Below are 26193 nucleotides of genomic sequence, written 5' to 3'. Positions count from 1 at the left end.
AAGTATACATCTTCCTTGTCTTTTCTGTCTAATTGATTATTTCCATATGGAGGAGTTACTTATAGATTAAATCTATAAGTAACTCCTCCATATTTCCTGTTATCTGCTGATTTTCTTTATCTCCTACAAAACCTCTGCTTTATGCTGCTCTGCGCCGCAATAAATAGCCTGCACCGTATGTATCAGATCTCTTGCCGGTTTTGACAGCTTGAATTGCTTATTATATACCAGATGAATACTGCGCTTTCCCTCCTGCCCTTCCAGGGGAATACTTAATACTTCCTGTGTATCCACCTTGTCTTTTACCGCCAGTTTAGACAAAATAGAAATCCCTGCGCCGCCGCTCACCAGACGTTTGATCGTCTCTGTGTTCCCAATACTTGCTTTTATATGCAGATCCTGCTTTTTCAGTCCCATTTTCTTAAGTTTCTTTTCTGCCTCTGTCCTTGTTCCAGAACCTTCCTCACGAAGGAGCAGGTTCTCCTGTTTTATCCATTCCAACCCTTGTTCTTGTCTGGCATATACCCGATATTTTTCTTTGTTTGGTACGATCAGGACAAGCTCATCCTCATAAAAAGGCAGATACACACATTCTCTTTTTTCTGTCATCGTTCCTGTAAAGCCTATATCCACCCGATTTTCCGCCACTTGTTCTATTACTCTTATGCTGTCTGTCTCCATCACTTTCAGCTGAATGTGGGGATAAGACCGACCAAAACAAGCAAGCACCTCCGGCAGCAGATACTGCGCCGGAACGGTAGACGCCGCGATCTTGATCAGACTGCTGCTTTCTTTTCTGCTTTTATCAAACTCCGCCTCTATCTGCTTTTCAAGTTCTACCATCTGCTGTGCGTAAGAAAATAGCTTTTCCCCATCTTCTGATAATTCTACTCCTTTTGTATTCCTCACGAACAGACGGACATTTAATTCCTTTTCCAGAGAAGCTATATGGGCGCTCACTGTAGGCTGCGTAAGAAACAAATCTTTTGCCGCCTTGGAAAAATTTCTTTCCCGCGCCACCTTTACGAAAGCTTCCAGCTGCTTTAAATTCATAAATTTGATACCCTTTCACTCTCCGCGCCTTCCTTGCGCGTGATCTTTATCTTATCCATATATTCTAAGATCGGCTTCGCACTTCTGCGGCTTGTGGAAAACATATCTCTCACCTGCGCGATCGTGATCTTGCCGTCTGCCTTTAATTTTTCTGTAATCTGCTCTTTTGCCGCGTCTATATACGCTTTTGTTGTATAGATATCTTCCGACACCTTTACAATCTCCCCTTTTGCCATAAGCAAGAGCAGGATCTCATCCACCGTCTGTCTGGGAGTCTTTCCAAAAGAAATATCGGAAAGTCTGACAAAGTCATACTTTGCCGGCTTTATCGCCGCATACAGTTTCCTGCGTACTTCCTGATATGCCCCTTCTTTCGGCACCTGATAGTGGAACGGAAGCAAAAATTCCTGGCGGGACATAAGGACCCGCTCCCTTTCCAGTATTTCTACATAGGCGTCAAATACACTTTTTTTCACTGTTTTAAGAAAGCGTCCCTTCACTTCTGCCCGCGGTGCTCCCAGCCTATATGGATATTGTTCCATATACGCATCCACATCCTGTTTGATCTTTTTCCTGCATCCCGATTCCTGTGCAGAGGTCCACCAATATGGTTCCTCTTGTATCTTCATACAAAAAAGTTTGTTCTCTTCTTCCATTCTCCCGACAATGGTCTGCACCTTCTCTTTTGTCAGACCCGTCATTTCCATAAGACAGCTTTCCGCCGTCGGCACCTGACAAATCTTCTCGATCTGCATAGACAGTAAATCTTCTGTTTTTCCTTTTTCCCGATCTTGCAGTTCTTCGATCACCGCCGGCTGAAAACGTTTCTTCTTCCTGCTGCAGGCGTCCAGCACCATGCCGCCGCCGATCGTCTCAAGAGGAGAATAAAATCTGACGATAAACCGATCTTTTTCTTTTAAGGCGATTTCTTCCTCCATTCTAAACTGTACATAGGCGCTTTCTCCTGGTTTTAATTCCTGCACATCCAGAAGGGATACACGACAGAGCGTCTGGCTCGTCCCGCTCAAAAAATGCAGGCGCGTCTGATTTTTGATTGTTCTTTTAGAATTTTTTAAAAGCGTTAATTTCCCATCCACTATACGGCTATTCTGCATTGTCCCTTCTGCTGCCAGCACACATCCTCTTTTTATTTCTTCTTTTGTACATCCTGCCAGATTCAATGCCGCTCTCTGTCCTGCAAAGCACCTCTCTACATTCTGTTCGTGTACCTGGATATTGCGCACCCTGCAGGGAAGCCCGGACGGATAGATTGTCAGTACATCTCCCTTTTCTATCCTTCCTCCCAACAATGTTCCCGTCACGATCGTCCCAAAACCGGTAAGAGAAAAGACTCTGTCAATAGGAAGACGTACCGGCATGTCCTGTTTTTCTTCCTTCACACTTGTACGGATCCTCTTTTCTATTTCTTCTTTGAGATGTCCGATCCCTTCTCCCGTTGCCGCCGATACACGGACAAGCGGCGCGTTTTCTATAAAGGAACCTTTTATTTCACTGCGTATTTCTTCCTCTATCATACAAAGCCACTGTTCCTCTGCCAGATCACACTTATTCAGAACAAGAATACAATTTCTTACACCCAGTAAATGCAGGATATCCATATGTTCCCTTGTCTGCGGCATGATCCCCTCGTCTGCGGCTATCACCAGAAGCACCAGATCCATTCCCGCCACGCCTGCCGTCATATTGTGGATAAACTTCTCATGTCCCGGCACATCGATGATACCGGCACGGCTTCCATCTTTTAGTTCAAAATACGTAAACCCTAAGTCTATGGTAATGCCCCGCCGCTTTTCTTCTTCCAGCCGGTCTGTATCCCGCCCTGTCAGCGCCTTGATCAACGCCGTCTTCCCGTGGTCGATGTGCCCTGCGGTGCCTATGATCACATTTCTCATAGAATTTCTCCTCTTACTATATCGCCAAATTACTCTTTCTTATCTGCCTCTTACCGTTATGCAGACTTCTTCCAGCGTCCGAAGGCCCTTTATCTGTTTTACAAAAGCTTTGGCAAACTGCATTTCAAACGTACGCATATCCAGACAAACCCTGTCATCCGCCACACGCGCCACTACAGGCAGAGGAAATTTGCGCAGACGTTCCTCCAGCCTGGCCGCCGTAATGTTGGTCGGTTTGATCGCCACAGCAAAACTTGGGAGGCCTTCCATAGGGAACGCGCCGCCGCCGATCTGCGACTGACACGGACACACAGAAAACTCTGCTCCGCCGCATACTTCCTCCAGCATTTTTTTTAGTTCTTCCGCGTCTTTTTTTATTTCTTCTGTTTTCTTTGTCAGCATACGGAGGACCGGAATATTTCTGATCGCTCTGTCCTGCGAAAGATATTCTCGCAAAACAGCCTCCAGAGCGCCTGCCGTAAACTTGTCGATCCTAAGCGCACGGGTCAGAGGATGCTTTTTCATTGCGTCAATATAGATCTTTTTTCCTACGATGATCCCTGCCTGCGGTCCTCCTAAGAGCTTATCTCCACTAAACGCTACGATATCGGCGCCGTTTTGAAGCGTTTCCTGTACCGTAGGCTCATGAGAAAGTCCATACCGTCTTAAATCGATCAGACTCCCGCTGCCCAGATCCTCAATCAGCGGGATACGGTATTTTTCTTTTAGATCCTGCAGCTCTTTCGTCTCGACAGACTCGGTAAATCCTACAATACGGTAATTGCTCGTATGCACTTTCAAAAATGCTTTCGTTTCCTCACACACGGCATGTTCGTAATCACTCAGCCTCGTTTTATTTGTAGTTCCCACCTCTCGCAGGATAGCGCCGCTTTGTTCCATCACGTCAGGAATCCTAAATTTACCCCCGATCTCTACCAGTTCGCCACGGGATACGATCACTTCCCCGCCCTTAGCCACAGCGCTCAATATCAGAAGCATGGCCGCCGCATTGTTGTTCACTGCCATTGCGGCCTCGGCGCCGGTGATCTTTACAAGCAGTTTCTCAAAATGCGCATAGCGCTCTCCCCGGCATTTTCCGTGCAGATCATATTCCAGATTCGAATATCCTCCGGCCAGATAGGATACATGATCGAGCGCGCTCTTACTGACAGGGGCGCGTCCTAGATTTGTATGCAGGATCGTCCCTGTCCCATTTAATACTCTCGTCATAGACGGGCGGTTCCAGTCCGCCAGCGTAAGCTCTATATTTTCTTCTAATTTTCCAAGCGCTTCTTCCGCCGATTTTTCACTTTCACATTCACATAAAAATGCACGCAGTTTTTCTAATTCCAAACGCACCGCTTCCCGCACCATATCATATCCATACTGTGCTTCTAACTTTCTGGTCGTTTCCTTGTCCAGAAACTGATCTACTTTTGGTATACTGCGAAGCCATTCCTTTCTGCCCATCTGGTTTCGTTCTCCTTCTTAAGATAAATATATGCCTCTTTTTTTTCTTCTACCGTTCCTATCGCAGCGAATTTTGTGCCTGTATCCGCCTCTTTCAGCGCACAGAGTATCTCTTTAACATATTTTCCCGGAACACTCGCCAGAAGCCCGCCTGATGTCTGCGGGTCATAGAGTACGTCTGTATACTGTTCCTCTATTTCTCCAGCATCTACATAGCCTTGACTGTGTTCTCTGTTTCTATATGCTCCTGCAGGTACAAGTCCCATTTTCGCATAGGCGATCGCTTCTTCCATATACGGAATCGCCTCCACATTGACGCTTATGGATACGCCGCTTGCCGTCGCCATCTCCGCCATATGTCCCAGCAGCCCGAATCCGGTAATATCTGTACATGCATGAACGGGATATTTTTCCAGCACTTCTTTTGCCTTTTTATTCAGCGACGCCATTACCTGGACAGCTTCTTCTGCCGCCTGGGCAGACGCCATATCTGCCTTGACTGCCGTGTTGATGATCCCGCTTCCGATCTGTTTTGTCAGGATAAGCACATCCCCCGGCTGACAGCCATAATTCTTCCACATTTTTTTCGGATCTACAAAACCGGAAACACATAATCCATACTTGGGTTCGTCATCCTGCACAGAATGACCGCCGGAAAGTACAGCGCCTGCTTCCTTTACTTTCACTGCCCCACCACGTAAGATCTCTCCTAAGATCTCCGGTGAAAGACAATTTGGAAAACCCACGATATTCAGAGCAGTCTTTGGCACTCCGCCCATAGCATAGACATCGCTTAATGCATTCGCCGCCGCGATCAGTCCAAATGTATACGGATCGTCTACCACCGGGGTAAAAAAATCAACCGTCTGTATCATGGCAAGATCCTCTGTAATCTTATACACTGCGGCATCATCAGATGTCTCCATTCCTACTAACAGGTTTTCATCCTGAAATTTGGGTAGCTCCCCCAGAACCTGGGAGAGGGTCGTCGGACCTATTTTCGCCGCTCATCCGGCTGTTTTTGTCATCTGTGTCAAACGGATCTGTTCTTCCTTGCTCACAGTACCCTCACCTCTTTTCTTTCTGTCTGCTTTTCTTTCCTTGTGCTCCCATATACGTATCACGGTCTTACGATCTTCCCTGCCTTAGTCATAGTCTCGACGATCGTATACATATTGGTCACATTTCCGACTTTTAATTTTTCCTTCAGCCCATAATAATCCAGGCATGTCCCGCAGGTCAGTATCTCTACCCCTTGTTCTTCCATGAACTGCAGGTCTTTAAGCGTTTCACTTCCCTCACAGGTAAGCTGTGCTCCTCCATTATAAAATACCATTTTCTCCGGGAGTTCATCCAACTGTGTCAAGGCAAATACGAAACCTTTCATCAAGACCTTTCCCAATTCCTCGTTTCCTTCTCCCATTCTGTCTGAGGAAATGACGACTACTGTACTGCCCGTATTTCCTGTTCTGTCCGCAGCTGCAGCGCTTTTCTCTGCCGCATTCTCTCCTGCATCCTTCTTTGCGTCGTTTTCTCCTGTACAGTCGATCAAAATCTGATATCTTCCTTCTTCTATCTTTTGGGAAACCGCTTTTTTCCCCGCCTGTTCTGCAAACTTTGTGACGTTTTTCACCGCTGTCTCATTGTCTACCAATACCTCTACCATATCCGGCGCTTCCAGCTGTTCCAGCGCCTTTTTTGTCTTGACCACCGGAAGCGGGCAGGCATCTCCTATTGCATTCACTGTCAACATGATTTCACTCTCCTGTCATTTTACTTATAGATATATTCTATCACTGTGATATCAGAAGGTAAACCTTCTTTTTATGGATCCTGTTCTGGTATTTTGAAGCACCAAGGGAGCAGAATTGATTTTTCCTTACGCAGCCAACGCATTTGCATTCACCTGTTCTATTACTCTTCTTATTCCCATCCACACAGACAGATCCGTAAACACCTCTACGATGCTGCCTTGATCCGTGAACGGTGTTTCCTGTAGAACAGACAAATCCTTCATCATGCCGTTGTGTACAATAAACTCCACAATTTGGTTCACAAAATATATCTGTCTACTGTCCAAATCAGTCCCATCCAGAAATTCCGCAAAAGCCTCCTTTGCAGCTGTCATGTCCAATCCTACAATTTCTCGTACAAATTCTCCCAGAGGTTTTTCACCATATTCAGCTTCATAATCCTGTTTTGTTCCAACTTCACTCCACAGAATCTCTTCCAGAATCTTAATATCCGCAGAAGTCAACGGTTTGTTACTCTTCAATTTTGCAATCACCTCATTATCCTGATGCTGACGAACATAATATTCTGCTTTAGCCTTATAGTTCTTCAAATCATCATTTCCAAGCATAGCAAGATATTTGATGTCCTGTCCCTGCAACTCTTTGAAGTATTCTCTTAAAAATCCTTTGATAAAGATTGGTTATTCCAAGTGTCTGTTACACTGCTTTGGCAGCATATCTCCACCATTAACAATCACACTGATTCCTTTTTCACTGGCAATCTCCAATGTCTTTTTGTACTTCTCTTTATCTCCATGTAAATCGGTAACATACCATATCTGCATCACGTTCAACTCCTATATCAACATATTTTCATATTAAAATCTGTACTCTAAGTATAACACATAAGAAATTCGTTTCGTGATATGTTTTCTAAGCAGACAGACGGCTGTGGAAGGCTCCTCTAGTATCTCAACTATTCCCATTCTTATGGGCAGAACCGCGCCATGCGGACGTATTATTATCCTGCTGTGTAAGTCGTGGCAGAACAATTTTTCCAGAAGCTGTTCCCAGATCAATATAGGGTTCACTCACTTTGGATAAAAAGGTCATGGCGTATAAAATCTGATGGATGATTTCTTAAATGAAGACGATTTATTTGCCGATGAGGCTGGTGTAGAAGGCTTTTATATCTTCTAAACAGTGTCATCTTCTTCTCACGCCTGCCTTTGTGCAGGCCTTTTTCATTCAAAAATTCGATAAAGATTGAACTTTCCTATAAAATTAAAAAAGCGATAACCTTTTTTGATTACCGCTTATATACCCCTTATTCAGTTGTTATGGTTGTATGAAGCCTAAGTTCTTCATCAACATTTCTTCTTCCATACAGCACACGGATAACTGTTACTCGCTGTATATCTATTTCAGGAATATACACCACAAGATAATTATCCACAGGAACGATACGAAGCCCTTGACTGCGCCATGGTTCTTTCTCATATCGTCGAAAGCGTTCCGGCATTTCTTCAAGGGAAAGTATCATCTTTTCCAGTTGATTCAGTTGTCCGTCCGCATTCTCCGGCGCTTGCAGTTCAAAGGCAATATACTCATATATATTCCTTAAATCGCTGTCCGCCTGTTTTGACAGTTTCACATCAAATATCATAGATTATAATCTTTCCGAATATCTGCAAAAGCCTGTCTTGCATCTTTCACACGTCCGGCTTTCATATCCGCATATCCTTTCTCAAGTTCTGCGTTAAATTCTTCTTCCGTAAGTGTGGATACATCCATCGGTTTTTCTCTTGGTATCTTAACATCAAACGGTAAACCACGTTGCATGATAATCTGTTTATAAAACATATTGATTGCATTTGAGGCAGGGATTCCAAGTGCGGATAAAATGCGTTCCGCCTGTTCTTTTACTTCAGGCTCAATTCTTGCATAAAGATTTGCTGATTTTGCCATATCTCATTGTTCCTTTCATAGAGATGTGTTTTCTTCTTACCTCTATTATATTGCAATGTACAGACAAAAGCAATACTTTTATGTGCCAACAACCTTATTGACTAAATTAAGTTTTATTTTGACAGTAACTTTTGCTATATAGCTGTCTTATTTTTATTGAAAAAGCATACCGTTTATGAGATTATATATTCAGATTTTTCAAGATTTTGACAAACAGAAAGGATTCATAAGATGTGGATTGCAGATAAATGGAAAGAATATGAAGTACTTGACTGCTCTAAGGGGGAAAAACTAGAACGCTGGGGAGACTATCTCTTAGTACGCCCGGATCCCCAGGTCATCTGGGATACACCCAGGACAAACGCAGGATGGAAAAAGAAGAACGGACATTATCACCGCAGCAAGAAAGGCGGCGGAGAATGGGAGTTTTTTGACTTGCCTAAGCAATGGCAGATTCATTACAAAACTTTGACTTTTAATTTAAAGCCTTTTAACTTTAAACATACCGGTCTGTTCCCAGAGCAGGCAACCAACTGGGACTGGTTTTCCGAAAAAATACGAAATGCCGGGCGTCCGGTAAAAGTCCTGAACTTGTTTGCCTATACAGGCGGCGCCACGCTTGCCGCTGCCGCTGCCGGGGCGCAGGTCACCCACGTGGACGCTTCCAAAGGGATGGTCGGCTGGGCGAAGGAAAACGCCGTATCATCGGGATTAAAAGATGCTCCCATCCGCTGGCTGGTAGACGACTGTGTAAAATTTGTAGAGCGGGAGATTCGGCGCGGCAATACCTATGACGCCATCATCATGGACCCTCCCTCCTACGGCAGAGGCCCCAAAGGGGAAATCTGGAAGATCGAAGATATGATCCACCACTTTATCAGGCTCTGTACTAAGATCTTATCCAAAGACGCTCTGTTCTTTCTCGTAAACTCTTATACGACCGGACTGGCGCCTGCCGTCCTGACCTACCTGATCGCGACAGAGTTAGCCCCATGGCAGGGACATGTCGTCTCCGACGAGATAGGGCTTCCCGTTGCCGACAGTGGGCTTGTTCTTCCCTGCGGCGCTTCCGGAAGATGGGAAAAAGAACAAAAATAATCTGATATCCGGGTATATCACTGTACCCGGATACGGTCTAAAATTTCACCAATGGGAGCAGAAATCTGTAGTTCTGCTCTTACACTTTTTGCTGTTTCAGACTTATTAATCACAGCCAGATGCCTGCCACGGAAGTAATCGATAAACCCTGCTGCCGGATAGACAACCAGAGAAGTTCCTCCGATCAGCAGCATATCTGCCTGTGCAATCTCCTGGACAGCTTTTTCTATCGTACGTCCATCCAGTGCTTCTTCATAGAGTACGACGTCTGGTTTGACAATACCGCCGCAGCTGCACCGCGGTATGCCGTCTGCTTCTTTTACATAGGAAGCGTCATAAGACTTTCCACATTTCATACAGTGATTCCGATGAATGCTTCCGTGCAGTTCATAGACCGTTTTGCTTCCTGCCGCCTGGTGGAGGCCATCTATATTCTGTGTAATGACCGCTTTTAGCTTTCCCACCGCTTCCAATTCCGCAAGCTTCTTATGTGCAGGATTCGGCTTTGCATCCAGCATCATCATTTTTTCCTTATAAAAGTCATAAAAACTTTCCGGATACCGCATAAAGAAGGAATGACTTACGACTTCCTCAGGAGAATACTGACATGCCTGATGATAGATTCCGTCTGCGCTTCTGAAATCCGGTATGCCGCTCTCTGTAGATACACCGGCTCCTCCAAAGAATACAATATGACCACTTGCGTCGATCATCTCCTGCAGCTGCTCTATTTCCCTTTCATACATCTATGCCGTCTCCTTTCTTTCTCATCCTACAGATTTAGTCCGCTTTTACATGTCCTTTTTGTATATGTTTTTCCACGATCTCTTCCATCTGTCCCCACACAGACGCTGATGTCTCAGGAATCCGCTGGTTTCTTTTATATATCTGCGACTTGCGCACACCGTGCTCCGTCCAGCTTTTGCCGTCTGACGCATCGTTTAAAAGGAGAGGCTGGAAGTTATCCAGAAGGTGCGCATATTTCGCTTCCGGCGTCTCATATGCCTCAAATTCCTCCCACAGGGAACGAAACCACTCTCCCTGGTCTTTGGGCAGTATACCGAAAATCCTGTCCGCACACTTTTCTTCTCGTTCTCTCTTGGACTGCGCGCCCTTTTCATCATATGCATAGGTATCTCCCGCATCGATCTCTACCAAGTCATGGATCAAGACCATTGCCAGCACTTTCGTAAGATCTGTATCTTCCTCCATATGCTCTTTCAAAAGCAGGGCTGCCAGCGCAAGATGCCAGGAATGTTCTGCGTCGTTTTCCTTTCTTTGTCCGTCTGCAAGATAGGTCTGGCGAAAAATATTTTTTACCTTGTCTGCTTCTACGATAAATGCCATCTGCTGTTTCAGTCTTTCTTCCATATGCCGTTCTCCCTTTATTCTCTTATTTTCTTATTTTTATGTACCTTTATATGTCTTCTCCATGCAGGACCGCAAGCATCTGCCGCAAGGCTTCTATGTCTATCTGGCCCGGCGCTGAAGACGTCTGCATGCTCCCAAAGGTAACAGAAGAGCCAAATATTTCCCCGCATACACGGCTGATCATTCCGCTTTTTCCCATAGATATCGTGATCACAGGACAGGACATACTCTGTACCGCTTTCAGTGTAGCCGACAAAAGTTCCAGCACATCTTCCGCCTTCTTAGGCATAACGGCGATCTTCGCAATATCCGCACCGGCCCTTTCCATATTTTTCAGACGGCGCAATATTTCTTCCTGCGGCGGTGTTTTCTCAAAATCATGGTTGGAAAAGACGGTTTTCACCTGGTATTCCCGGGCAAGGGAAGATACAGAGCCTACTGTTTCCTCTCCCAGAAAAAACTCCACATCCACCAGATCTGCATAACCATTTTTTATGATCTGCTCATTTAATGCCGCATATGCCTCCTTCGTTATGTCTCTTTCTCCGCCCTCTTTCTTTGTCCGAAACGTAAACAGCAACGGTTTGTCCCGCAAGATCTGCCTTACTTTTTCTGCTGCCTTTATCACCTTGTTTTGGCACAGAACCTCCTCGTACCAGTCTGCCCGCCATTCCACGATGTCTGCGTCAGATTTTTCCACTTCCTTTGCAAAGGCGAGGATTTCCTCTTCTGTTCTGCCCACGATAGGAACGCAGACTTTAGGCATTCCGCTGCCAATCTCAATCTGTTTTACCCTGACTGGTGTCATACTATTTTGTCCTCCTGTATTCTATCTCCTTCTTACCAATGGCAAAGAGGCTGTCCTGTGAAAACCTGCAGCAGTTTCCAAGGACAGCCCTTCTTTTTCTATAGATCTACACGACCTGTCGTATCTCCGTTGATCACATAATAGGCGGCAGATTCTTCTGGTTTCAGATAAATCTTGACATCTTGCATATCGCCGACTTTCTGTCTCAGCGTCTTCGTCCAGATTTCTTTTACTTTCTGGAAGATCTCTTGCTCCGTATATTCTTTGCCTGCGAATTGAAGGAACATCTCTATATTCGGCTCCACCTTCTTCAAGGCCTTTGTGGACGCTGCCTTCTTGACCGGCGCTGCCTTTTTCGCCGCTGCTTTTTTTACTACAGCCTTTTCCTCTGTCTTTTCCGCCGGCGCTGCCTCTTTTAATACCGCAGCTCTCGTCTCGATCGCCTTTGTCGTATCCTTCTTGGTCTCGATTGCCTTCACCGGTGTTTTTTCTTTTGAAGATGCTTTTCTTACTGCCATACTTGTTCCCTCCTGTAAAACGTCCAAGTATTTTCTGCTTGTCAATCTCAAGTCTAAGTGTTACAACTCTTATTGTAACGCATTTTACCAGAAACGTCAAAAATTTCCCCAGAGCTCCTGTTCTGTTATTTTATTTTTCTTCCTTGTATCCTCTGAAAAACTCCGCCAGTCCTTCCAGTGTCTTTAAAAGGATCGGGATCTCCTCCTCATCCAGCTTCTCGATCACGGCGTTTGTCATCTCGTGATGAAATCGTTCATGATGTCTGTAGGCCTTTTTCCCTTTCTCTGTCAGTCTGACATACACCACCCGCCGATCCTCCTCGCTTCGGATACGGAGCAGGTATTTCTTATTCACAAGGCTGTTCACAGCCGTCGTAAGGGATCCTGCCGTGATGCCCAGTTTCTTTGCGACTACGGACATGGTACTTTCCTCTCCCAGACCGACAGCCTCAATGATATGCATATCATTATTCGTAATATCCTTATATTCCTCTGTGATGATAGCCTCTTCCTCCAGTTCCCATATCTCATTAAATAAGTGGACCAAAATATCATTGATCGTTTCATACGCATTCATACAGGATCCCTCCTTTCTCCATCTATACTGCCGCAAACAAAGATTCTATCGTCTCTTTCACCGACTCTATACGCTGCGCTTTCCACGCTTTGGCGCCGCAGAACAGCAGCCCGTTTTCTACATTTCCCTTTACCGCTTCGAGCAGCCCATCCGTAATGCAATAAGGTATGTCCCTCGGGCTGCATTTTGCAAGACAGCGGTGACAAGGACTGTGGGGAATCTTTTCTCCCCTTTCTACCCGTTTCATAAATGTATTCAAAATAGCCCTGCCCGGCATGCCGACCGGACTTTTTACAAGAACGATGTCTTCCTGTGCCGCCCGGATATAGGCTTCTTTATACCGAATATGAGCATCACATTCCTCTGTCGTCACGAACCGAGTAGCTATCTGCACGCCGTCTATGCCATCTGCGAGTGCTTCTTTGACATCCGCGCTGTCATAGATTCCCCCTGCCGTCACGACCGGGATATACCTGCCATACTTCTCTGCATAACAGCGCACTGTCCGTAGGATTTTCTGTATTTCTGCCTTGTATGCCTCTCCCATATAGGCTTTGACTTCCTCTTTTTTGAAGCCTAAATGTCCGCCCGCTAAAGGTCCCTCTATCACGATCAGATCTGCAGTCCTATTATATTTTCTGTCCCAATATTTTAAAATAATCTGGGCAGACCGGTCGGTAGAAACGATCGGCGCGATCTTGGTGCCGCTTTCCTGTGTCAAAGCCGGAAGTTCTGTGGGAAGCCCCGCACCGGATATGATAAGATCCGCACCGGCTTGTACAGCCGCTTTTACATGCTGAGCATAGTCTTTAAGCGCGGTCATGATATTAAAGCCTATGATTCCATCTGGAGAAATCTTCCGTGCTTTTTCCATCTCTTTTTGGATCGCCCTTCTATTTGCCTGGCTTGTATTGGTGTCAAAATCCGGCTCTTTGTATCCAATCTGCGCACTGGATAGGATCCCGATCCCGCCTTCTTTCGCCACAGTGCCGGCAAGGCTGCTTAAACTGATCCCTACGCCCATACCACCCTGGATAAGAGGAACTTTCGTTACTTTCTCTCCAATTTTTAAATTCTTCATGTCCTTCTCTTTCTGCGTATCTTTTTCCGCCTGTTTTTACATACTGCGAAAACGGTCATATCGCTTTTGTGTAAGCTTCTGCACATCCATCTGTGTATAGGTTTCCAGAAAGCCTCTGATTTCTTCGTTCAGTTCGCAGAGTGTCTCCTGCATCGTTTCTGCTGTGAAATCTTCCGGCTCGAAAATGATCTTTTCGATCATCCCCAGTTCTTTTAGATCCTGCGCCGTCAGTTTCATGACCTCTGCCGCCTCATTTGCGCGGGAACTGTCCTTCCAGAGGATACTTGCAAAACCTTCCGGTGAAAGTATGGAGTAGACCGCATTTTCCAACATCCACACTTCATCTGCCACAGCAAGAGCAAGGGCGCCGCCGCTTCCTCCCTCTCCGATCACGATCGATAATACTGGGGTCTTAAGCGCAGACAGCTCAAACAGATTTCTGGCGATCGCCTCTCCCTGTCCTCTCTCCTCTGCTTCCAGGCCGCAGAATGCGCCCGGTGTATCCACAAGGCAGATGACAGGACGGCAAAATTTCTCCGCCTGCTTCATCAGCCTGCATGCTTTCCTGTATCCGTCAGGAGAAGGCATAGCGAAATTGCGCCGTACATTCTCCTTTGTCGTTTTCCCTTTTGCCTGCGCGATCACAGTCACAGGTACGCCATGGAAATAAGCGATCCCCCCTATGACGGCGGCGTCATCTTTATATAAACGGTCTCCATGCAGTTCCATAAAATCTGTAAACAGGCTGTGGATGTAGTCTTCTGCTGTCGGACGTCCTTTTTTTCGGGAGATCTGTACTCTGTCCCAAGCGGTCTTTCTATATGCAAGGTTTCTATGTCCTTTCCTTTCCTGAAGCTGTGTGCCGCTTGCTGTTTTTTGCGCGCTCACCTTGCCCTTCCCCGTCCTGCTGTGGATATGCAGTATATGCGCAAGTGTCTGCCTAAGATCTTGTCTCTCCACGATTGCGTCTATAAAACCATGCTCTAAGAGAAACTCCGAACGCTGGAAACCTTTGGGCAGCTTTTCCCCTATGGTCTGCTCGATCACACGAGGACCCGCAAAGCCGATCAATGCTCCCGGCTCCGCCAGTATGATGTCGCCCAACATGGCAAAACTTGCCGTCACGCCCCCGGTCGTCGGATCCGTCAGGACGGAGATATAGAGTCCTCCGGCTTCGCTGTGTTTTTTCAGAGCCGCCGCGGTCTTTGCCATCTGCATCAAAGAGACGATCCCTTCCTGCATTCTGGCGCCGCCGGAGCAAGAAAATAAGATAACAGGGAGTTTCTCCTGTGTGGCGCGCTCTACGGCACGTGTGATTTTCTCCCCCACGATTTCTCCCATGCTCGCCATCAAAAACCGTCCGTCACAAACCCCGATCACAACGCTCTGCCCGTCTATTTGTGCTTTTCCCGTGACGATAGCTTCCTTGAGCCCGGTAGACACCTGGAGACTTTCTATTTTCTCTTTGTATCCTTTAAAAGACAACGGATCTTGAAATTCCATTTCCTGATCCCATTCTTCAAAACTTCCTGTATCTGCGATCATCTCTATCCGTCTGTAGGCGTGGATACGGAAATATCCATGACATTTCGGACAGATATACAGTCCCTGTTTTACATCCTCCGCCAGGATCGCCGCCCCGCATTTATTACATTTGCGCAGAAGTCCCTTGGGCACTTCCGGGCGTTCTTTGAGAGCGATATACTTCTTTTTGCTCGTCTTTTTAAACATATTGTGCAATTTCATCAAACATTTCCTCCAAAGAGATTACTTCCCCGCTTCCATCTTCTCGACAAATCCGATATCGATATCTCCGCTCACAAAATCCGGATGATGTAAGATCTCATACTGATAGTCTACATTGGTATCGATCCCTTCGATAATGACCTCACCAAGCGCGCTTCGCATTTTCATGACCGCTTCTTTTCTGTTTTTCGCATGTACGATCAGTTTTGCCAGCATAGAGTCATAATAGGGCGGCACCGTATAGCCGCTGTAGATAGCCGCGTCGATCCGCACACCCTTCCCGCCTGGGAGATACATATCCGTGATCGTGCCCGGAGACGGACGAAAGTTTTTCTCTGGATCCTCGGCATTGATCCGACATTCTATGGCATGGCCCGTGATCTTTACATCTTCCTGTGTATAGCGTAATTTACTGCCGTCAGCTATGCGTATCTGCTCTTTGATGAGATCAATCCCGGTCACCCATTCCGTTACCGGATGCTCTACCTGGATGCGTGTGTTCATTTCCATGAAATAAAAATCCGCATTCTTCTCCAGAAGAAATTCGATTGTTCCCGCATTCACATAGTTTGCCGCTTTTGCCGCTTTCACAGCGGCTTCTCCCATCTTTTTCCTAAGTTCCTCCGTCAGTGCCGGGCAGGGCGACTCCTCGATCATCTTCTGATGATTTCTCTGGATGGAGCAGTCTCGTTCTCCCAGGTGGATGACATTTCCATACTGATCGGCCAGGATCTGGAATTCGATATGCCGGGGATGCTCGATGAAATGTTCAATATACATAGTACCACAACCAAAGGCTTTTGTCGCCTCCTGCTGCGCCGTATGGAAACTATTTGCAAATTCTGCCGCATTGCGCGCCACACGCATGCCTTTGCCGCCGCCTCCAAGAGCCGCCTTTATGATCACCGGATAGCCGATCTTTTCAGCGATCTCCCCACCAGTCTCCGGGTCCATAACAGCTGCTTTACTGCCCGGTATAACCGGAACGCCCGCTCGTTCCATGGTGTTTCTTGCCACAGATTTATCGCCTAAACTGGCGATGACTTTGGAATCCGGTCCGATAAAAATCAGGCTGCATTTCTCACACAGTTCTGCAAACTTACTGTTTTCAGACAAAAATCCAAATCCCGGATGGATTGCGTCTGCACCGGTCACAAGAGCAGCGCTGACGATACGTTCCATACTCAAATAACTCTCTGTAGAAGGCGCAGGTCCAATACATACCGCCTCGTCCGCCAGCTGTGTATGGAGCGCTTCTTTATCTGCCTCGGAATAGACCGCAACTGTCTCGATCCCCATTTCCCGGCAGGCTCTGATGATACGCACTGCGATCTCTCCCCGATTTGCAATCAATACTTTCTGTATCATGTTTACTCTCCTACCATAAAAGTCAATTCTGCGCTGACGACCACTTTCCCCTCTACTGTGGCAGTCGCCTCTCCCACGCCGACAGGTCCTTTCTGCCTGATGATCTTTGTCTCGAGCTTCAGTTTATCCCCCGGAAATACCATTCCTTTAAAGCGGCATTTCTGCACGCCGCCAAAGAAAGCGATCTTCCCTTTATTCTCCGGCATACTTAAGATAGCGACCGCGCCAGTCTGCGCCAGCGCCTCCAAAATCAGCACGCCCGGCATGACTGCCTTTTGGGGAAAATGTCCCTGAAAAAATTCTTCCCGATACGTCACACATTTGTATCCCACCGCATACTGCCCCGGTTCATAATCCTCGATCACATCTACGAGAAGAAAGGGATGTCTGTGCGGAATGATCTCCTTGATCTGTTCTATGTTCAACTGCTTCATCTGCTGCACCTCCACGCTCTATCGAATCACAAATAACGGCTGTCCGTATTCCACGGCTTCCCCATTAGATACCAGGATCTGTACGATCTCTCCGGAAAACTCGCTCTCTATCTCATTCATCAGCTTCATCGCTTCCACGATCGCAAGGACCTGTCCTTCTTTCACCGTATCGCCTACTTTTACATAGGGAGAGGCGTCCTCGGCAGGAGCCGCATAAAAAGTACCTACCAGCGGCGACTTCACCACGCTGCCTTCTTCTTTTGTCCCTGCGCCGGACTCCCGGCTGTCCCAGACTGCGCCCGCTGTGTCGCTGTCTGACATATTGTCCTGTGCAGATATATCTGCCGCAGAAGATAACACAGAACATCCTTTACGGGTCTTCACTTCTTTTTCTCGTTTTCTTAAGCAGACTTTTTCGTCGTCTTTCTCATATTTCAGCTCTGTCAACTCTGATCTTGATACTGCTTCTACTAACTGCAACAATTCCTCAAACTTCATATCTTGCCTCTACCCTTCATATTTCTTTAACAATAAAGCCGCATTATGTCCGCCGAAACCAAGAGAATTTGTCAGCACATATCTGACTTCCTTTTCGACCGGCGCTCCGATCGCATAATTCAGGTCACATTCTTCATCCGTCTGCGTCGTACCCACTGTCTGATGGATGAATCCATCCTCGATACTCTTGGCGCAGACCACGAACTCCACGCCGCCTGCCGCACCCAGCAGATGGCCGATCATGGATTTTGTAGAGTTGATGACTACCTCTTTCGCCGCCTCTCCAAGCGCATACTTGATCGCTCTTGTCTCAAACAAGTCATTGTGGTGTGTACTGGTTCCATGGGCATTGATATAGTCGATCTGTTCCGGTCTTACACCAGCTTCCTGCATAGCAAGCTTCATCGCCATGCCCGCTCCTTCTCCTGTTTCTTCCGGAGAAGTGATGTGGTAGGCGTCTGCTGTCGCGCCGTATCCGATCAGTTCTGCATAGATTTTTGCTCCCCTCTTTTTCGCATGTTCCAGTTCTTCCAGAATGACAACGCCCGCTCCTTCTCCCATAACAAAACCATCTCTGTCTTTGTCAAATGGGATGGAGGCACGCATAGGATCTTTGGAAGATGAAAGCGCTGTCAGCCCGGTGAAACCGGCTACCCCAGAAGGACAGATGCTGCTCTCCGTCCCTCCCGCGGCCATCACATCCGCGTCCCCATACTGGATCGCCCGCAATGCGTCGCCGATACAATGTGTCCCGGAAGCACAGGCTGTCACTACGTTCGTACATTTTCCTTTAAAACCAAGCTGAATGGATATATTGCCTGCCGCCATATTGGAGATCATTAAAGGCACCATCAGAGGATTCACCCTGCTCGGTCCTTTTTCCACGATCTTTGTATAATTCGTCTCTATCGCCTGCAGACTTCCGATACCGGATCCCACGATCACCCCTGCACGGTACGCGTTTTCCCGATCCATATCCAGACCGGCATCGGCAAAGGCTTCTTTGGCTGCGGCAACGGCATACTGGGAAAATAACTCCATGCGTTTAGCCGCCTTGAAATCCATATAGTCTTTTGCCTGAAAGCCTTTTACTTCCGCCGCAATCTGTACTTTATAGCCGGAAACATCGAATTTAGTGATCGGCCCGATACCGACTTTGCCTTTGCGGATCCCCTTCCAGAATTCTTCTACTGTATTTCCGATCGGGGTCACCGCCCCAAGTCCGGTTACTACCACTCTTCTTTTCATATCCCTCTCCTTTTACATTGCCATTCCGCCGTCCACATGCAATACCTGCCCCGTGATATAACGAGCCTCATCTGACGCAAGAAATGCCACGGCTTGTGCCACATCCTCCGGCTCTCCGAATTTTCCAAGCGGGATCTGCGTACACGCCGCTTCTTTTACTTTGTCGGAGAGTCCATCTGTCATTTCCGTACAGATGAAGCCCGGCGCCACCGCGTTGACCGTGATCCCCCGGGAAGCCAGCTCCCTGGCCGCCGCTTTCGTCAGACCGATCACGCCCGCCTTAGAAGCAGCATAATTCGCCTGTCCCACATTCCCTAAAATACCGGATACGGATGCCATATTGATGATACGCCCACTTCTTTGCTTCAGCATGTACCGCGCCGCAAAACGGATACAGTGAAAGGTTCCTTTCAGATTCGTATCCAGCACGGCGTCATAGTCTTCCTCGGACATCTTCAGCAAAAGTCCGTCACGGGTGATCCCTGCATTATTCACGAGAATGTCGATCCGTCCGTACTCTTTTACAACAGTTCCCAGGAATCGCTCACAGGAGGAAAAATCCGACACATCACACTGGTATGTGGCTGCTTTTCCGCCTGCCGCCTCTATCTCCCGCTTTACTTCCTCTGCCTTTTCTCTAGCTCCCTGATAGTTGAGCACAACAAAGGCACCCTGTCCTGCCAGTTTCTTAGCTGTCGCTCTGCCGATTCCCCGGGAAGCTCCCGTCACAACTGCAATCTTATCTTTTAACATATTTCCTGCACCACCTTTTCCACATCATCCCAGCATCCTACATTCAGCATTTTCACATCACGGCTGATCTTTTTCATGAAACCGGCAAGGGTTCTTCCCGGTCCGATCTCTATAAAGGTATCCACACCGTTTTCCAGCATACGTTCCATACTTTGCTGCCAGCGCACCGGGGACGCCACCTGTCTGGCAAGCAGCCCTTTTATCTCAAAACTGTCTGTGATATACTCTGCCGTCACATTTGTCACATAAGGAATCTTAAGCGGGCTGAGTTCTATCTCTTCCAGTACTCTCCCCAGTTCTTCTCCTGCTTTATTAAGCATAGGCGAATGAAAAGGCCCGCTTACATGCAGTGTCATCACCCTTTTCGCCCCGGCTTCTTTCAACGCCTGCGCAGCCTGTTCTATCTTCTCTTTCCATCCGGTGATGACGATCTGTCCCGGACAGTTATAATTGGCTACAGTCACACCGTCTATGTCGCCCACGATTGCTTCCACCTCTGACTCGTTCATCCCGAGCACTGCTGCCATAGCGCCTTTTCCTTGTGGAACGGCTGTTTCCATCAAGATTCCTCTTTTTCTCACTGTCACGACAGCGTCTTCTATGCCCATCCCGCCCGCAGATGCGACGGCACAGTACTCGCCAAGGCTTAACCCGGCTGTCACATCCGGTTTCAGTCCACTTTCTTCCAACACCTTCTCCATTGCCATACAGATCGTCACAAGGGCTGCCTGTGTATATTCTGTCTGATGGAGCTTTTCATTTTCTTCAAAGCATAACGCCTTCATGTCTATATCCAATAATGCAGAAGCCCTGTCGATGACCTCTCTTGCCGTTTTGCTCTGTTCGTAAAAATCTTTTCCCATGCCTGCCTTTTGTGCTCCCTGGCCGGGAAATATAAATGCCGTCTTACTCATAGAACCCTTTTCCTCCGATCAGTGTGTCTGTCTCCTTTACAAGCTTTTGCAGCAGTTCCTGACAGGATAACTCTTCCTTGATCATTCCGGCGATCTGCCCTGCCATCACACTTCCTGTCGTTACATCGCCTTCTACGACTGCTTTCTTGAGTCCTCCCAGCGTAAGAAGTTCTAACTCTTCAAAAGAAGCGCCCTCCTTTTCCTTCTCCAGATACACTTTCGTCATTTGATTTCTAAGCGCACGCACCGGATGTCCCGTTGTCCTGCCTGTTACTCTGGAATCAATGTCTCTCGCCTTGAGAATACATTTTTTATAATTTTCATGGACAAAGGCTTCTTTTGTCACCACAAAACGGGTTCCCATCTGCACCCCTTTCGCGCCCAGCATGAATGCTGCGGCAATGCCTCTGCCGTCTGCGATCCCGCCTGCCGCAATGACCGGGATATGTACGGCATCCACGACCTGTGGGACGAGCACCATCGTGGTGTTCTCTCCGATATGCCCGCCTGCTTCCGTTCCTTCCGCCACGATCGCGTCCGCGCCGCAGCGTTCCATGCGCTTTGCCATGGCTACAGAAGCCACGACAGGGATGACTTTTACGCCTGCCTCTTTCCACATCTTCATATATTTTTCCGGAGAACCTGCTCCCGTCGTAACGACCGGGACGCCTTCCTCCACGATCACCTGCGCCACTTCATCCGCATACGGGCTGATCAGCATAATATTTACGCCAAAGGGCTTATTTGTCTGTTTCTTTACCTTACGTATCTGTTCCCGTACCCAGGAAGCCGGCGCGCTTGCCGCGCCGATCAGTCCAAGCCCCCCTGCCTGGGATACGGCGGCTGCCAGATGATATTCGGCAGCCCACGCCATTCCGCCCTGTATGATCGGGTATTCGATTCCTAATAGTTCGGTTACTTCTGTCTTCATAGGGACACCCTCTCTTCTTTCTGTCTTTATTTCTGCTCTTCCAGATACTTTACCACATCTCCTACCGTAGCCATTTTCTCCAGATCTTCGGAAGGGATCTCCACCTCAAATTCTTCTTCAAAGGCCATGACCATTTCAAATAAGTCCAGAGAATCTGCTCCCAGATCCTCCTTGAAAGAGGTTGCCTCTGTAATTGTTTCTGCCTCTGCACCTAAAGATTCTGCTACGATTTTTTTAATTTTCTCTACCATGTTTTTCATTTCCTTTCTTGTTCTCTTATTTCTTTTGCAAAATTCCTGTTTTCGCATTTGTTTTGCAACCTGTATCTGCCGTCTGCATATCGGCGCTGTGGCCATACGCTGCCGGCAGTATAACTATGTAATCCGGCGCTGCCGGGAATTACCTTTTACCATTCCAGAAGAGCCGCTCCCCAGGAAAGCCCTGCCCCAAACCCGGCAAGCACGATTTTTTGCCCTTTTTTCAGCTTCCCTGCCTGGTTCAGTTCATCCAAAAGAATAGGGATGCTTGCCGAGGAGGTATTGCCGTATTCTTCCAGATTCATTGGAAATTTCGCTATGTCTGCCCTTAGTCGCTTTGCCACTGCTTCTACAATACGTCTGTTAGCCTGATGGAGGATAAAATATGTAATATCCTCTGTTGTCAGCTCTGCTTTTTCCAGCAGCTCCTTCACGGCTTTTGGTACTTTTTTTACTGCAAATTTAAAAACTGCCTGTCCATCCATCTGGATATACGCCTGCAGATCCCGCGTTTTTCTAGGAGCGCCCTTTCTGTGTCTGCTCAAGCATGTCAGCGCCTCTCCTTTCTTCCCGTCGGAGTGGCTCACACTTGGAAAGATCTTTCCTCTTTCCGCTTTCAGCACTACAGCGCCAGCTCCGTCGCCAAACAAGATACAGGTACTTCTGTCTTTCCAGTCCACCAGGTTCGACAGGCTCTCTGCGCCGACCACCAGCACCGTCTTTGCCAGGCCTGCCGCTATATATGCCTGTGCTGTCGTATAGCCAAAAAGAAAGCCTGCGCAGGCTGCATTCAGATCAAAAGCTGCCGCATTGACTGCTTTGATATACTTTTGTACTTCACATGCGGTGCAGGGCAGGATCACTTCTGAAGAGATCGTAGATACTAGGATCAGATCGATTTCTTCCGGCAGTATCCCACTTTTCTCCAACGCTTTTTTGGCCGCTTCTGTTGCCATGGAAACCGTCGTCTCTTCCTGGATGATCCGTCGTCTCGCCACCCCGGTCCTTTCCCGGATCCAGGCGTCATTCGTATCTACGATCTTCGCCAGATCATGGTTGCTTACTATACGCTTGGGCAGGCTGGAACCTGTTCCGTATATTTTTCCGATCATGTCTCTTTCTCCCTATCCTTCTTCTCTATTAATACTTCGACTCTAAAATACTTTGACTTTCAAAGTATATCACAAAAAAAAGAAAAGTCAAGAAAAACTCCAATACAGTTTTTTTGCAAGACAAAAGCGTTCCTTTGCTGCGGAACGCCTTTATCTGCTGATTTTATTCTCCCATGACTTGCACCTGTACCTGTCTTTTACGCCCTCTTGTCTGGTCAAAATCGATAAAATAAATATGTCCAAAATCTCCTAAGTCCAATTTCCCGTCTATTATGATGATCGTCTCACTTCTTCCCATGAACATGGAACGTAAATGTCCGTCTGTGTTCAATGTCTCTGGTTTATCTTCCCCATGCTCCTTGGAAAATTCTGTAAGCTTTGGGCCTGGATGCATGTATTGCCCCTCTTTTCTGCAGGTCGGAATAATCTCTTCAAAGACATCGCACAAATCTTGCTGCAGATATTCTAAGCCGGTGTATGTTGTGTCAAAGGAACATTCCTGTGTTACGACAGAACAAGTCGTGTGATGCGAATACACGACGCAGATGCCGTTTTTTACTTGTGCACGGTCTGCTATTTCTTTTACCTGTTCCGTAATCTGATGAAAACCAGGACGAGATCTCTTTGCATCAAGTTCCAGTGTTTCTCTATGTATTTTCATCTTATCCCTCCATAATTCTTTCTTTACCTTTGCTTTTCATAGTATCTTCTGCCCGACGGACAGCCTCTATCATTTTCATTGCCAATATATTAGGCTCTTTTGCAGTACAGATTCCAGAAGCTACCCCTACTCCTTCTGCTCCTGTTAAAATCAATTGATAAATTTGTTCCGGACTAGAAATACTGGCAGCCTGTTCTACTAGAATTGAACTATTTATATTTTTTACTGCCTGCATAGATTTCTCGACATATCCCATTCCGCTGGTCTTCCCAGTCCCAATTAATTCCGTCTGTTCCGGATTGATGATATCTGGACAGAGCTGTGCTACTGCTTTTACTTCTTCAATAGTATCTGCACAAACAAAAGACAACAGCTCCAGCTGTCTCGCCCGTTCAATTCCCTGACGGATCTTACTAAGAGTCATTGGACGCTCACAATGATTTAATACGACTCCCTTAGCCCCTGCTGCCACTAAGGCTTCTGGCAAAACATCTGCCATACCGCGTCCTGGTTTTAATAGATCCATGTACGGTGCTAATACGATCAGTCTTTTCGTATGCTCTGCTACTCGCCGTATTTCTGTATATGGAGTAATAAACAACACGTCAACATCATATTCTTGCGCTGCTTTATCTGCAGCACAGGCAAGAGAAAGCACATCATCTCCGTATAAATAATTTTTAATCCCTATTTCAAAAAATGGAGCCTTGATTCTCTCTTTCATTTTTCTCCCCTATGCCTTTCCTTGCTGTCTTAAACGCTTCAAATATACATATCCATCCATAGCTACTACCAGCATAAGAATACTGCCGATAGTTACATTCTGCCATTGCGGATTGATTTCAAATAAATTGAACCCATTTGACAGCAACGAGATAAACAGTGTCCCAAAAAGTGCTCCAACCATATCGCCTTTTCCACCTAACAGAGAACTGCCTCCTATGATACAAGCTATCATTATATTCATCTGAATATCTTTTCCCAAATACCTGCTTGCCGTTTCATATCTGGCTACAGACATAATTCCTGCAATGGAAGCCAAGCATCCACTTAAAATGTATGTCCACATCAAATGCCATTTTACATGAATCCCCATCAACTTAGCATTAAATTCACTGCAGCCGATATAATAATTCTTTTTTCCTGTATAAGTTTTCTTTAAAATAAATCCAAAAAGTGCTAAAAGTATAATGCAGATCCATACCATAGGATAAAGTCCTAAAATTTTCCCATTTCCAAACTTTACAAACGCTTCCGGAAAACCTCGCAGCGTTGTTGCCACACTGCCTGTCATGATCATTTCCGACATTCCTCTAAATACATACATTGTTCCTATTGTAGCAATCAAAGGTTCAATATTTCCATACGCTACTAAAAGACCATTTATACTTCCAATCACAAGTCCAACACCAAGCCCAGCTAAAACACTGATTGTAATCCCCATCCCCCTGCTTAAGCAATATGCGCAGGCAATTCCTGATAGACACATAGAGGATCCAACTGAAAGATCAAATTTCCCCATGATCATCAACATCATCATACCAATCGCCAAAATCGCATTTGGCGCAATAGATGTTTGAAGGCTGTCTAAATTACTGATTGTAAAGAAATAGGGACTGGAAACTGCCAATATCAATACTACAATTGTCGTAATAACAATTCCGAAAAAACTATCCTGTCTTCGAAAGTTAGCATACCATTTTTTCATTTGTCATTTCCCCCTATCCTTTTTTTCGATTTATCTGTACGTCAAGCAGCACTGCCAGAACTAAAATAGCTCCTGTAGCTACCTGCTGCATATACGGATCAATTTTGAATATCACCATACCATTAGACAGCATTTCCAGGAAAAAAAGCCCCAAACCAGCTTTTAGAATCCCTCCTCTTCCACCGGCCATGCTGCATCCTCCAATCACACAAGCTGTGATCATGGTAAATTCCATTCCTGCACCTGTATTAATATCTGAATGGGTAATTCTAGATGTTGCAACAATACCGCCTAACGCTGCTGTCATCGCAGAAATAGAAAAGCAAATTCTCTTGATTTTTTCTACTTTGCATCCATAAAGTCTGGCAGTTTGAGCATTATATCCGATATAGTACAATTGTTTTAATGTTGTCGTCTTTTTCAACAATATTTCAAGAATAATAATCAACACAATCATGAAAAGAATCGTCCAATAAATACCGCCTATTTCATATTTTGAAAATTTCCTGTATACAGATGCATAAATAGAAGCAGGCATTTTATTAAACAAAACAGAATTCAGACCTTGCACAATTGTCATTGCAGCTAATGTCACCATCATAGAATTCAAACGAAGTTTTGTCGTTAATACTCCTACCAGCCATCCGATCAGACCACAAACTACAACAGCACAGATAACAGACACATAAAAATTCACATTAAAAAAACGCATCAAAGCTCCTACGATTGTTCCGGAAAAGCCATAAACCGCTCCTACACTTAAATCCAATTCTCCCATGATCAAAAGAAGTGTAAAACCTATGATTGCAAAGAATTGAATAGAAACTCCATAAATCAAAGAATACAAGTTGTTATATGAAAAGAATGTGTCTGTTCCTATAGTAAGCAGTAAAAATAAAAATACGTTCAGAAGAATAATGGAACTTTCTCCCCATTGTATCCTTTTTACTGGTCTTTGTTTTTCCATATATCC

Annotated in this window: 29 protein-coding genes and 1 pseudogene; 1 reads left to right on the top strand and 29 read right to left on the bottom strand. The window is 46.2% G+C overall.

The window, feature by feature from the left end:
* Positions 1–123 precede the first annotated feature (123 nt).
* From WKT01_RS02840 to WKT01_RS02800, 9 genes and pseudogenes are all read right to left on the bottom strand, one after another.
* Positions 124–1053 carry a selenium metabolism-associated LysR family transcriptional regulator gene (locus tag WKT01_RS02840; protein WP_340311432.1) on the bottom strand — a complete coding sequence of 310 codons (930 nt, stop codon included), beginning with the start codon at positions 1051–1053 and terminating at the stop codon, positions 124–126.
* Positions 1050–2966, bottom strand: a complete 1917-nt coding sequence (gene selB, locus WKT01_RS02835) for a selenocysteine-specific translation elongation factor (RefSeq protein WP_340311431.1) — start codon at positions 2964–2966, stop codon at positions 1050–1052. Before selB ends, WKT01_RS02840 begins: the two co-directional genes overlap by 4 nt.
* Positions 2967–3005: 39 nt before the next feature.
* Positions 3006–4436 carry an L-seryl-tRNA(Sec) selenium transferase gene (gene selA / locus WKT01_RS02830; protein WP_340311430.1) on the bottom strand — a complete coding sequence of 477 codons (1431 nt, stop codon included), beginning with the start codon at positions 4434–4436 and terminating at the stop codon, positions 3006–3008.
* Complete coding sequence (selD, locus tag WKT01_RS02825; protein ID WP_340311444.1) at positions 4397–5464, bottom strand: selenide, water dikinase SelD; 1068 nt, start codon at positions 5462–5464, stop codon at positions 4397–4399. Before selD ends, selA begins: the two co-directional genes overlap by 40 nt.
* Before the next feature lie 92 nt (positions 5465–5556).
* The gene (gene yedF / locus WKT01_RS02820; protein ID WP_340311429.1) at positions 5557–6189 is read right to left on the bottom strand and encodes a sulfurtransferase-like selenium metabolism protein YedF; all 633 of its coding nucleotides are present in this window, start codon (positions 6187–6189) and stop codon (positions 5557–5559) included.
* 126 nt (positions 6190–6315) lie between these two features.
* Positions 6316–6795 (bottom strand): annotated as a pseudogene (locus tag WKT01_RS02815) (type I restriction-modification enzyme R subunit C-terminal domain-containing protein); the annotation flags it as partial.
* 75 nt (positions 6796–6870) lie between these two features.
* Complete coding sequence (locus tag WKT01_RS02810; protein ID WP_340311428.1) at positions 6871–7014, bottom strand: hypothetical protein; 144 nt, start codon at positions 7012–7014, stop codon at positions 6871–6873.
* A gap of 482 nt (positions 7015–7496) precedes the next feature.
* Positions 7497–7835, bottom strand: coding sequence for a type II toxin-antitoxin system RelE/ParE family toxin (locus tag WKT01_RS02805; protein ID WP_059067788.1), 339 nt, complete (start codon positions 7833–7835; stop codon positions 7497–7499).
* Positions 7832–8137 (bottom strand): type II toxin-antitoxin system RelB/DinJ family antitoxin, encoded by a 306-nt coding sequence (locus tag WKT01_RS02800; protein ID WP_059067786.1) that lies wholly within the window; start codon positions 8135–8137, stop codon positions 7832–7834. The genes WKT01_RS02805 and WKT01_RS02800 overlap by 4 nt, the downstream gene beginning before the upstream one ends.
* Before the next feature lie 231 nt (positions 8138–8368).
* Here WKT01_RS02800 and WKT01_RS02795 point away from each other — a divergent pair, with 231 nt between their 5' ends.
* Positions 8369–9235, top strand: a complete 867-nt coding sequence (locus WKT01_RS02795; RefSeq protein WP_340311427.1) for a class I SAM-dependent methyltransferase — start codon at positions 8369–8371, stop codon at positions 9233–9235.
* A gap of 17 nt (positions 9236–9252) precedes the next feature.
* Here WKT01_RS02795 and WKT01_RS02790 read toward each other — a convergent pair whose 3' ends face one another.
* The 20 genes from WKT01_RS02790 to WKT01_RS02695 all read right to left on the bottom strand — a co-directional run bounded on the left by WKT01_RS02790 (position 9253) and on the right by WKT01_RS02695 (position 26187).
* Positions 9253–9981: an NAD-dependent protein deacylase gene (locus WKT01_RS02790; protein ID WP_340311426.1), complete on the bottom strand. Its 729-nt coding sequence runs from the start codon at positions 9979–9981 to the stop codon at positions 9253–9255.
* A 34-nt stretch (positions 9982–10015) separates the two neighbouring features.
* The gene (locus WKT01_RS02785; protein ID WP_340311425.1) at positions 10016–10606 is read right to left on the bottom strand and encodes an HD domain-containing protein; all 591 of its coding nucleotides are present in this window, start codon (positions 10604–10606) and stop codon (positions 10016–10018) included.
* A 46-nt stretch (positions 10607–10652) separates the two neighbouring features.
* On the bottom strand, positions 10653–11414 hold the full coding sequence (gene aroD, locus WKT01_RS02780; protein ID WP_340311424.1) for a type I 3-dehydroquinate dehydratase: 762 nt from the start codon (positions 11412–11414) through the stop codon (positions 10653–10655).
* Between the two features lie 98 nt (positions 11415–11512).
* Complete coding sequence (locus WKT01_RS02775) at positions 11513–11932, bottom strand: DUF6465 family protein (RefSeq protein WP_340311423.1); 420 nt, start codon at positions 11930–11932, stop codon at positions 11513–11515.
* 130 nt (positions 11933–12062) lie between these two features.
* Positions 12063–12509: a MarR family winged helix-turn-helix transcriptional regulator gene (locus tag WKT01_RS02770; RefSeq protein ID WP_340311422.1), complete on the bottom strand. Its 447-nt coding sequence runs from the start codon at positions 12507–12509 to the stop codon at positions 12063–12065.
* 22 nt (positions 12510–12531) lie between these two features.
* The gene (locus WKT01_RS02765; protein ID WP_340311421.1) at positions 12532–13590 is read right to left on the bottom strand and encodes an NAD(P)H-dependent flavin oxidoreductase; all 1059 of its coding nucleotides are present in this window, start codon (positions 13588–13590) and stop codon (positions 12532–12534) included.
* Between the two features lie 36 nt (positions 13591–13626).
* A complete protein-coding gene (locus WKT01_RS02760) occupies positions 13627–15336 on the bottom strand; it encodes an acetyl-CoA carboxylase carboxyltransferase subunit alpha (RefSeq protein ID WP_340311420.1) in 1710 nt (569 codons plus the stop codon).
* Positions 15337–15357: 21 nt separating this feature from the next.
* Positions 15358–16704, bottom strand: a complete 1347-nt coding sequence (locus WKT01_RS02755) for an acetyl-CoA carboxylase biotin carboxylase subunit (RefSeq protein WP_340311419.1) — start codon at positions 16702–16704, stop codon at positions 15358–15360.
* 2 nt (positions 16705–16706) lie between these two features.
* Complete coding sequence (fabZ, locus tag WKT01_RS02750) at positions 16707–17138, bottom strand: 3-hydroxyacyl-ACP dehydratase FabZ (protein WP_059067764.1); 432 nt, start codon at positions 17136–17138, stop codon at positions 16707–16709.
* An 18-nt stretch (positions 17139–17156) separates the two neighbouring features.
* Positions 17157–17636 (bottom strand): acetyl-CoA carboxylase biotin carboxyl carrier protein, encoded by a 480-nt coding sequence (gene accB / locus WKT01_RS02745; RefSeq protein ID WP_340311418.1) that lies wholly within the window; start codon positions 17634–17636, stop codon positions 17157–17159.
* A 9-nt stretch (positions 17637–17645) separates the two neighbouring features.
* The gene (fabF, locus tag WKT01_RS02740; RefSeq protein WP_340311417.1) at positions 17646–18884 is read right to left on the bottom strand and encodes a beta-ketoacyl-ACP synthase II; all 1239 of its coding nucleotides are present in this window, start codon (positions 18882–18884) and stop codon (positions 17646–17648) included.
* Positions 18885–18896: 12 nt separating this feature from the next.
* Entirely contained in the window at positions 18897–19637 is a 741-nt protein-coding gene (gene fabG, locus WKT01_RS02735) for a 3-oxoacyl-[acyl-carrier-protein] reductase (RefSeq protein WP_340311416.1), read from the bottom strand.
* A complete protein-coding gene (fabD, locus tag WKT01_RS02730; protein WP_340311415.1) occupies positions 19631–20551 on the bottom strand; it encodes an ACP S-malonyltransferase in 921 nt (306 codons plus the stop codon). The genes fabG and fabD overlap by 7 nt, the downstream gene beginning before the upstream one ends.
* Positions 20544–21482: an enoyl-[acyl-carrier-protein] reductase FabK gene (gene fabK / locus WKT01_RS02725; RefSeq protein WP_340311414.1), complete on the bottom strand. Its 939-nt coding sequence runs from the start codon at positions 21480–21482 to the stop codon at positions 20544–20546. The genes fabD and fabK overlap by 8 nt, the downstream gene beginning before the upstream one ends.
* Positions 21483–21508: 26 nt before the next feature.
* Entirely contained in the window at positions 21509–21733 is a 225-nt protein-coding gene (locus WKT01_RS02720) for an acyl carrier protein (protein ID WP_340311413.1), read from the bottom strand.
* Positions 21734–21888: 155 nt separating this feature from the next.
* Entirely contained in the window at positions 21889–22851 is a 963-nt protein-coding gene (locus tag WKT01_RS02715; RefSeq protein WP_340311412.1) for a beta-ketoacyl-ACP synthase III, read from the bottom strand.
* 163 nt (positions 22852–23014) lie between these two features.
* On the bottom strand, positions 23015–23512 hold the full coding sequence (locus tag WKT01_RS02710) for a secondary thiamine-phosphate synthase enzyme YjbQ (RefSeq protein ID WP_340311411.1): 498 nt from the start codon (positions 23510–23512) through the stop codon (positions 23015–23017).
* Between the two features lies 1 nt (position 23513).
* Positions 23514–24236: a triose-phosphate isomerase gene (locus tag WKT01_RS02705; RefSeq protein ID WP_340311410.1), complete on the bottom strand. Its 723-nt coding sequence runs from the start codon at positions 24234–24236 to the stop codon at positions 23514–23516.
* Between the two features lie 9 nt (positions 24237–24245).
* Positions 24246–25220: an ABC transporter permease gene (locus WKT01_RS02700; protein ID WP_340311409.1), complete on the bottom strand. Its 975-nt coding sequence runs from the start codon at positions 25218–25220 to the stop codon at positions 24246–24248.
* A 13-nt stretch (positions 25221–25233) separates the two neighbouring features.
* Entirely contained in the window at positions 25234–26187 is a 954-nt protein-coding gene (locus WKT01_RS02695; protein WP_059067744.1) for an ABC transporter permease, read from the bottom strand.
* Between the last annotated feature and the right edge of the window lie 6 nt (positions 26188–26193).

Source organism: Mediterraneibacter sp. ICN-202921 (genome assembly GCF_037890075.1).
GTDB lineage: Bacteria > Bacillota > Clostridia > Lachnospirales > Lachnospiraceae > Mediterraneibacter > Mediterraneibacter massiliensis.
The sequence above is the reverse complement of the archived record's forward strand: the minus strand, read 5'-3'. Positions and strand labels throughout refer to the sequence as shown.

Excerpts from the sequence above, each read along its gene's own strand:
- WKT01_RS02840 (WP_340311432.1), bottom strand. The coding sequence starts at position 1,053 with ATGAATTTAAAGCAGCTGGAAGCTTTCGTAAAGGTGGCGCGGGAAAGA.
- selB (WP_340311431.1), bottom strand. The coding sequence starts at position 2,966 with ATGAGAAATGTGATCATAGGCACCGCAGGGCACATCGACCACGGGAAG.
- selA (WP_340311430.1), bottom strand. The coding sequence starts at position 4,436 with ATGGGCAGAAAGGAATGGCTTCGCAGTATACCAAAAGTAGATCAGTTT.
- yedF (WP_340311429.1), bottom strand. The coding sequence starts at position 6,189 with ATGTTGACAGTGAATGCAATAGGAGATGCCTGCCCGCTTCCGGTGGTC.
- WKT01_RS02810 (WP_340311428.1), bottom strand. The coding sequence starts at position 7,014 with ATGCAGATATGGTATGTTACCGATTTACATGGAGATAAAGAGAAGTAC.
- WKT01_RS02805 (WP_059067788.1), bottom strand. The coding sequence starts at position 7,835 with ATGATATTTGATGTGAAACTGTCAAAACAGGCGGACAGCGATTTAAGG.
- WKT01_RS02800 (WP_059067786.1), bottom strand. The coding sequence starts at position 8,137 with ATGGCAAAATCAGCAAATCTTTATGCAAGAATTGAGCCTGAAGTAAAA.
- WKT01_RS02795 (WP_340311427.1), top strand. The coding sequence starts at position 8,369 with ATGTGGATTGCAGATAAATGGAAAGAATATGAAGTACTTGACTGCTCT.
- WKT01_RS02790 (WP_340311426.1), bottom strand. The coding sequence starts at position 9,981 with ATGTATGAAAGGGAAATAGAGCAGCTGCAGGAGATGATCGACGCAAGT.
- WKT01_RS02785 (WP_340311425.1), bottom strand. The coding sequence starts at position 10,606 with ATGGAAGAAAGACTGAAACAGCAGATGGCATTTATCGTAGAAGCAGAC.
- aroD (WP_340311424.1), bottom strand. The coding sequence starts at position 11,414 with ATGACACCAGTCAGGGTAAAACAGATTGAGATTGGCAGCGGAATGCCT.
- WKT01_RS02775 (WP_340311423.1), bottom strand. The coding sequence starts at position 11,932 with ATGGCAGTAAGAAAAGCATCTTCAAAAGAAAAAACACCGGTGAAGGCA.
- WKT01_RS02770 (WP_340311422.1), bottom strand. The coding sequence starts at position 12,509 with ATGAATGCGTATGAAACGATCAATGATATTTTGGTCCACTTATTTAAT.
- WKT01_RS02765 (WP_340311421.1), bottom strand. The coding sequence starts at position 13,590 with ATGAAGAATTTAAAAATTGGAGAGAAAGTAACGAAAGTTCCTCTTATC.
- WKT01_RS02760 (WP_340311420.1), bottom strand. The coding sequence starts at position 15,336 with ATGAAATTGCACAATATGTTTAAAAAGACGAGCAAAAAGAAGTATATC.
- WKT01_RS02755 (WP_340311419.1), bottom strand. The coding sequence starts at position 16,704 with ATGATACAGAAAGTATTGATTGCAAATCGGGGAGAGATCGCAGTGCGT.
- fabZ (WP_059067764.1), bottom strand. The coding sequence starts at position 17,138 with ATGAAGCAGTTGAACATAGAACAGATCAAGGAGATCATTCCGCACAGA.
- accB (WP_340311418.1), bottom strand. The coding sequence starts at position 17,636 with ATGAAGTTTGAGGAATTGTTGCAGTTAGTAGAAGCAGTATCAAGATCA.
- fabF (WP_340311417.1), bottom strand. The coding sequence starts at position 18,884 with ATGAAAAGAAGAGTGGTAGTAACCGGACTTGGGGCGGTGACCCCGATC.
- fabG (WP_340311416.1), bottom strand. The coding sequence starts at position 19,637 with ATGTTAAAAGATAAGATTGCAGTTGTGACGGGAGCTTCCCGGGGAATC.
- fabD (WP_340311415.1), bottom strand. The coding sequence starts at position 20,551 with ATGAGTAAGACGGCATTTATATTTCCCGGCCAGGGAGCACAAAAGGCA.
- fabK (WP_340311414.1), bottom strand. The coding sequence starts at position 21,482 with ATGAAGACAGAAGTAACCGAACTATTAGGAATCGAATACCCGATCATA.
- WKT01_RS02720 (WP_340311413.1), bottom strand. The coding sequence starts at position 21,733 with ATGGTAGAGAAAATTAAAAAAATCGTAGCAGAATCTTTAGGTGCAGAG.
- WKT01_RS02715 (WP_340311412.1), bottom strand. The coding sequence starts at position 22,851 with ATGATCGGAAAAATATACGGAACAGGTTCCAGCCTGCCCAAGCGTATA.
- WKT01_RS02710 (WP_340311411.1), bottom strand. The coding sequence starts at position 23,512 with ATGAAAATACATAGAGAAACACTGGAACTTGATGCAAAGAGATCTCGT.
- WKT01_RS02705 (WP_340311410.1), bottom strand. The coding sequence starts at position 24,236 with ATGAAAGAGAGAATCAAGGCTCCATTTTTTGAAATAGGGATTAAAAAT.
- WKT01_RS02700 (WP_340311409.1), bottom strand. The coding sequence starts at position 25,220 with ATGAAAAAATGGTATGCTAACTTTCGAAGACAGGATAGTTTTTTCGGA.
- WKT01_RS02695 (WP_059067744.1), bottom strand. The coding sequence starts at position 26,187 with ATGGAAAAACAAAGACCAGTAAAAAGGATACAATGGGGAGAAAGTTCC.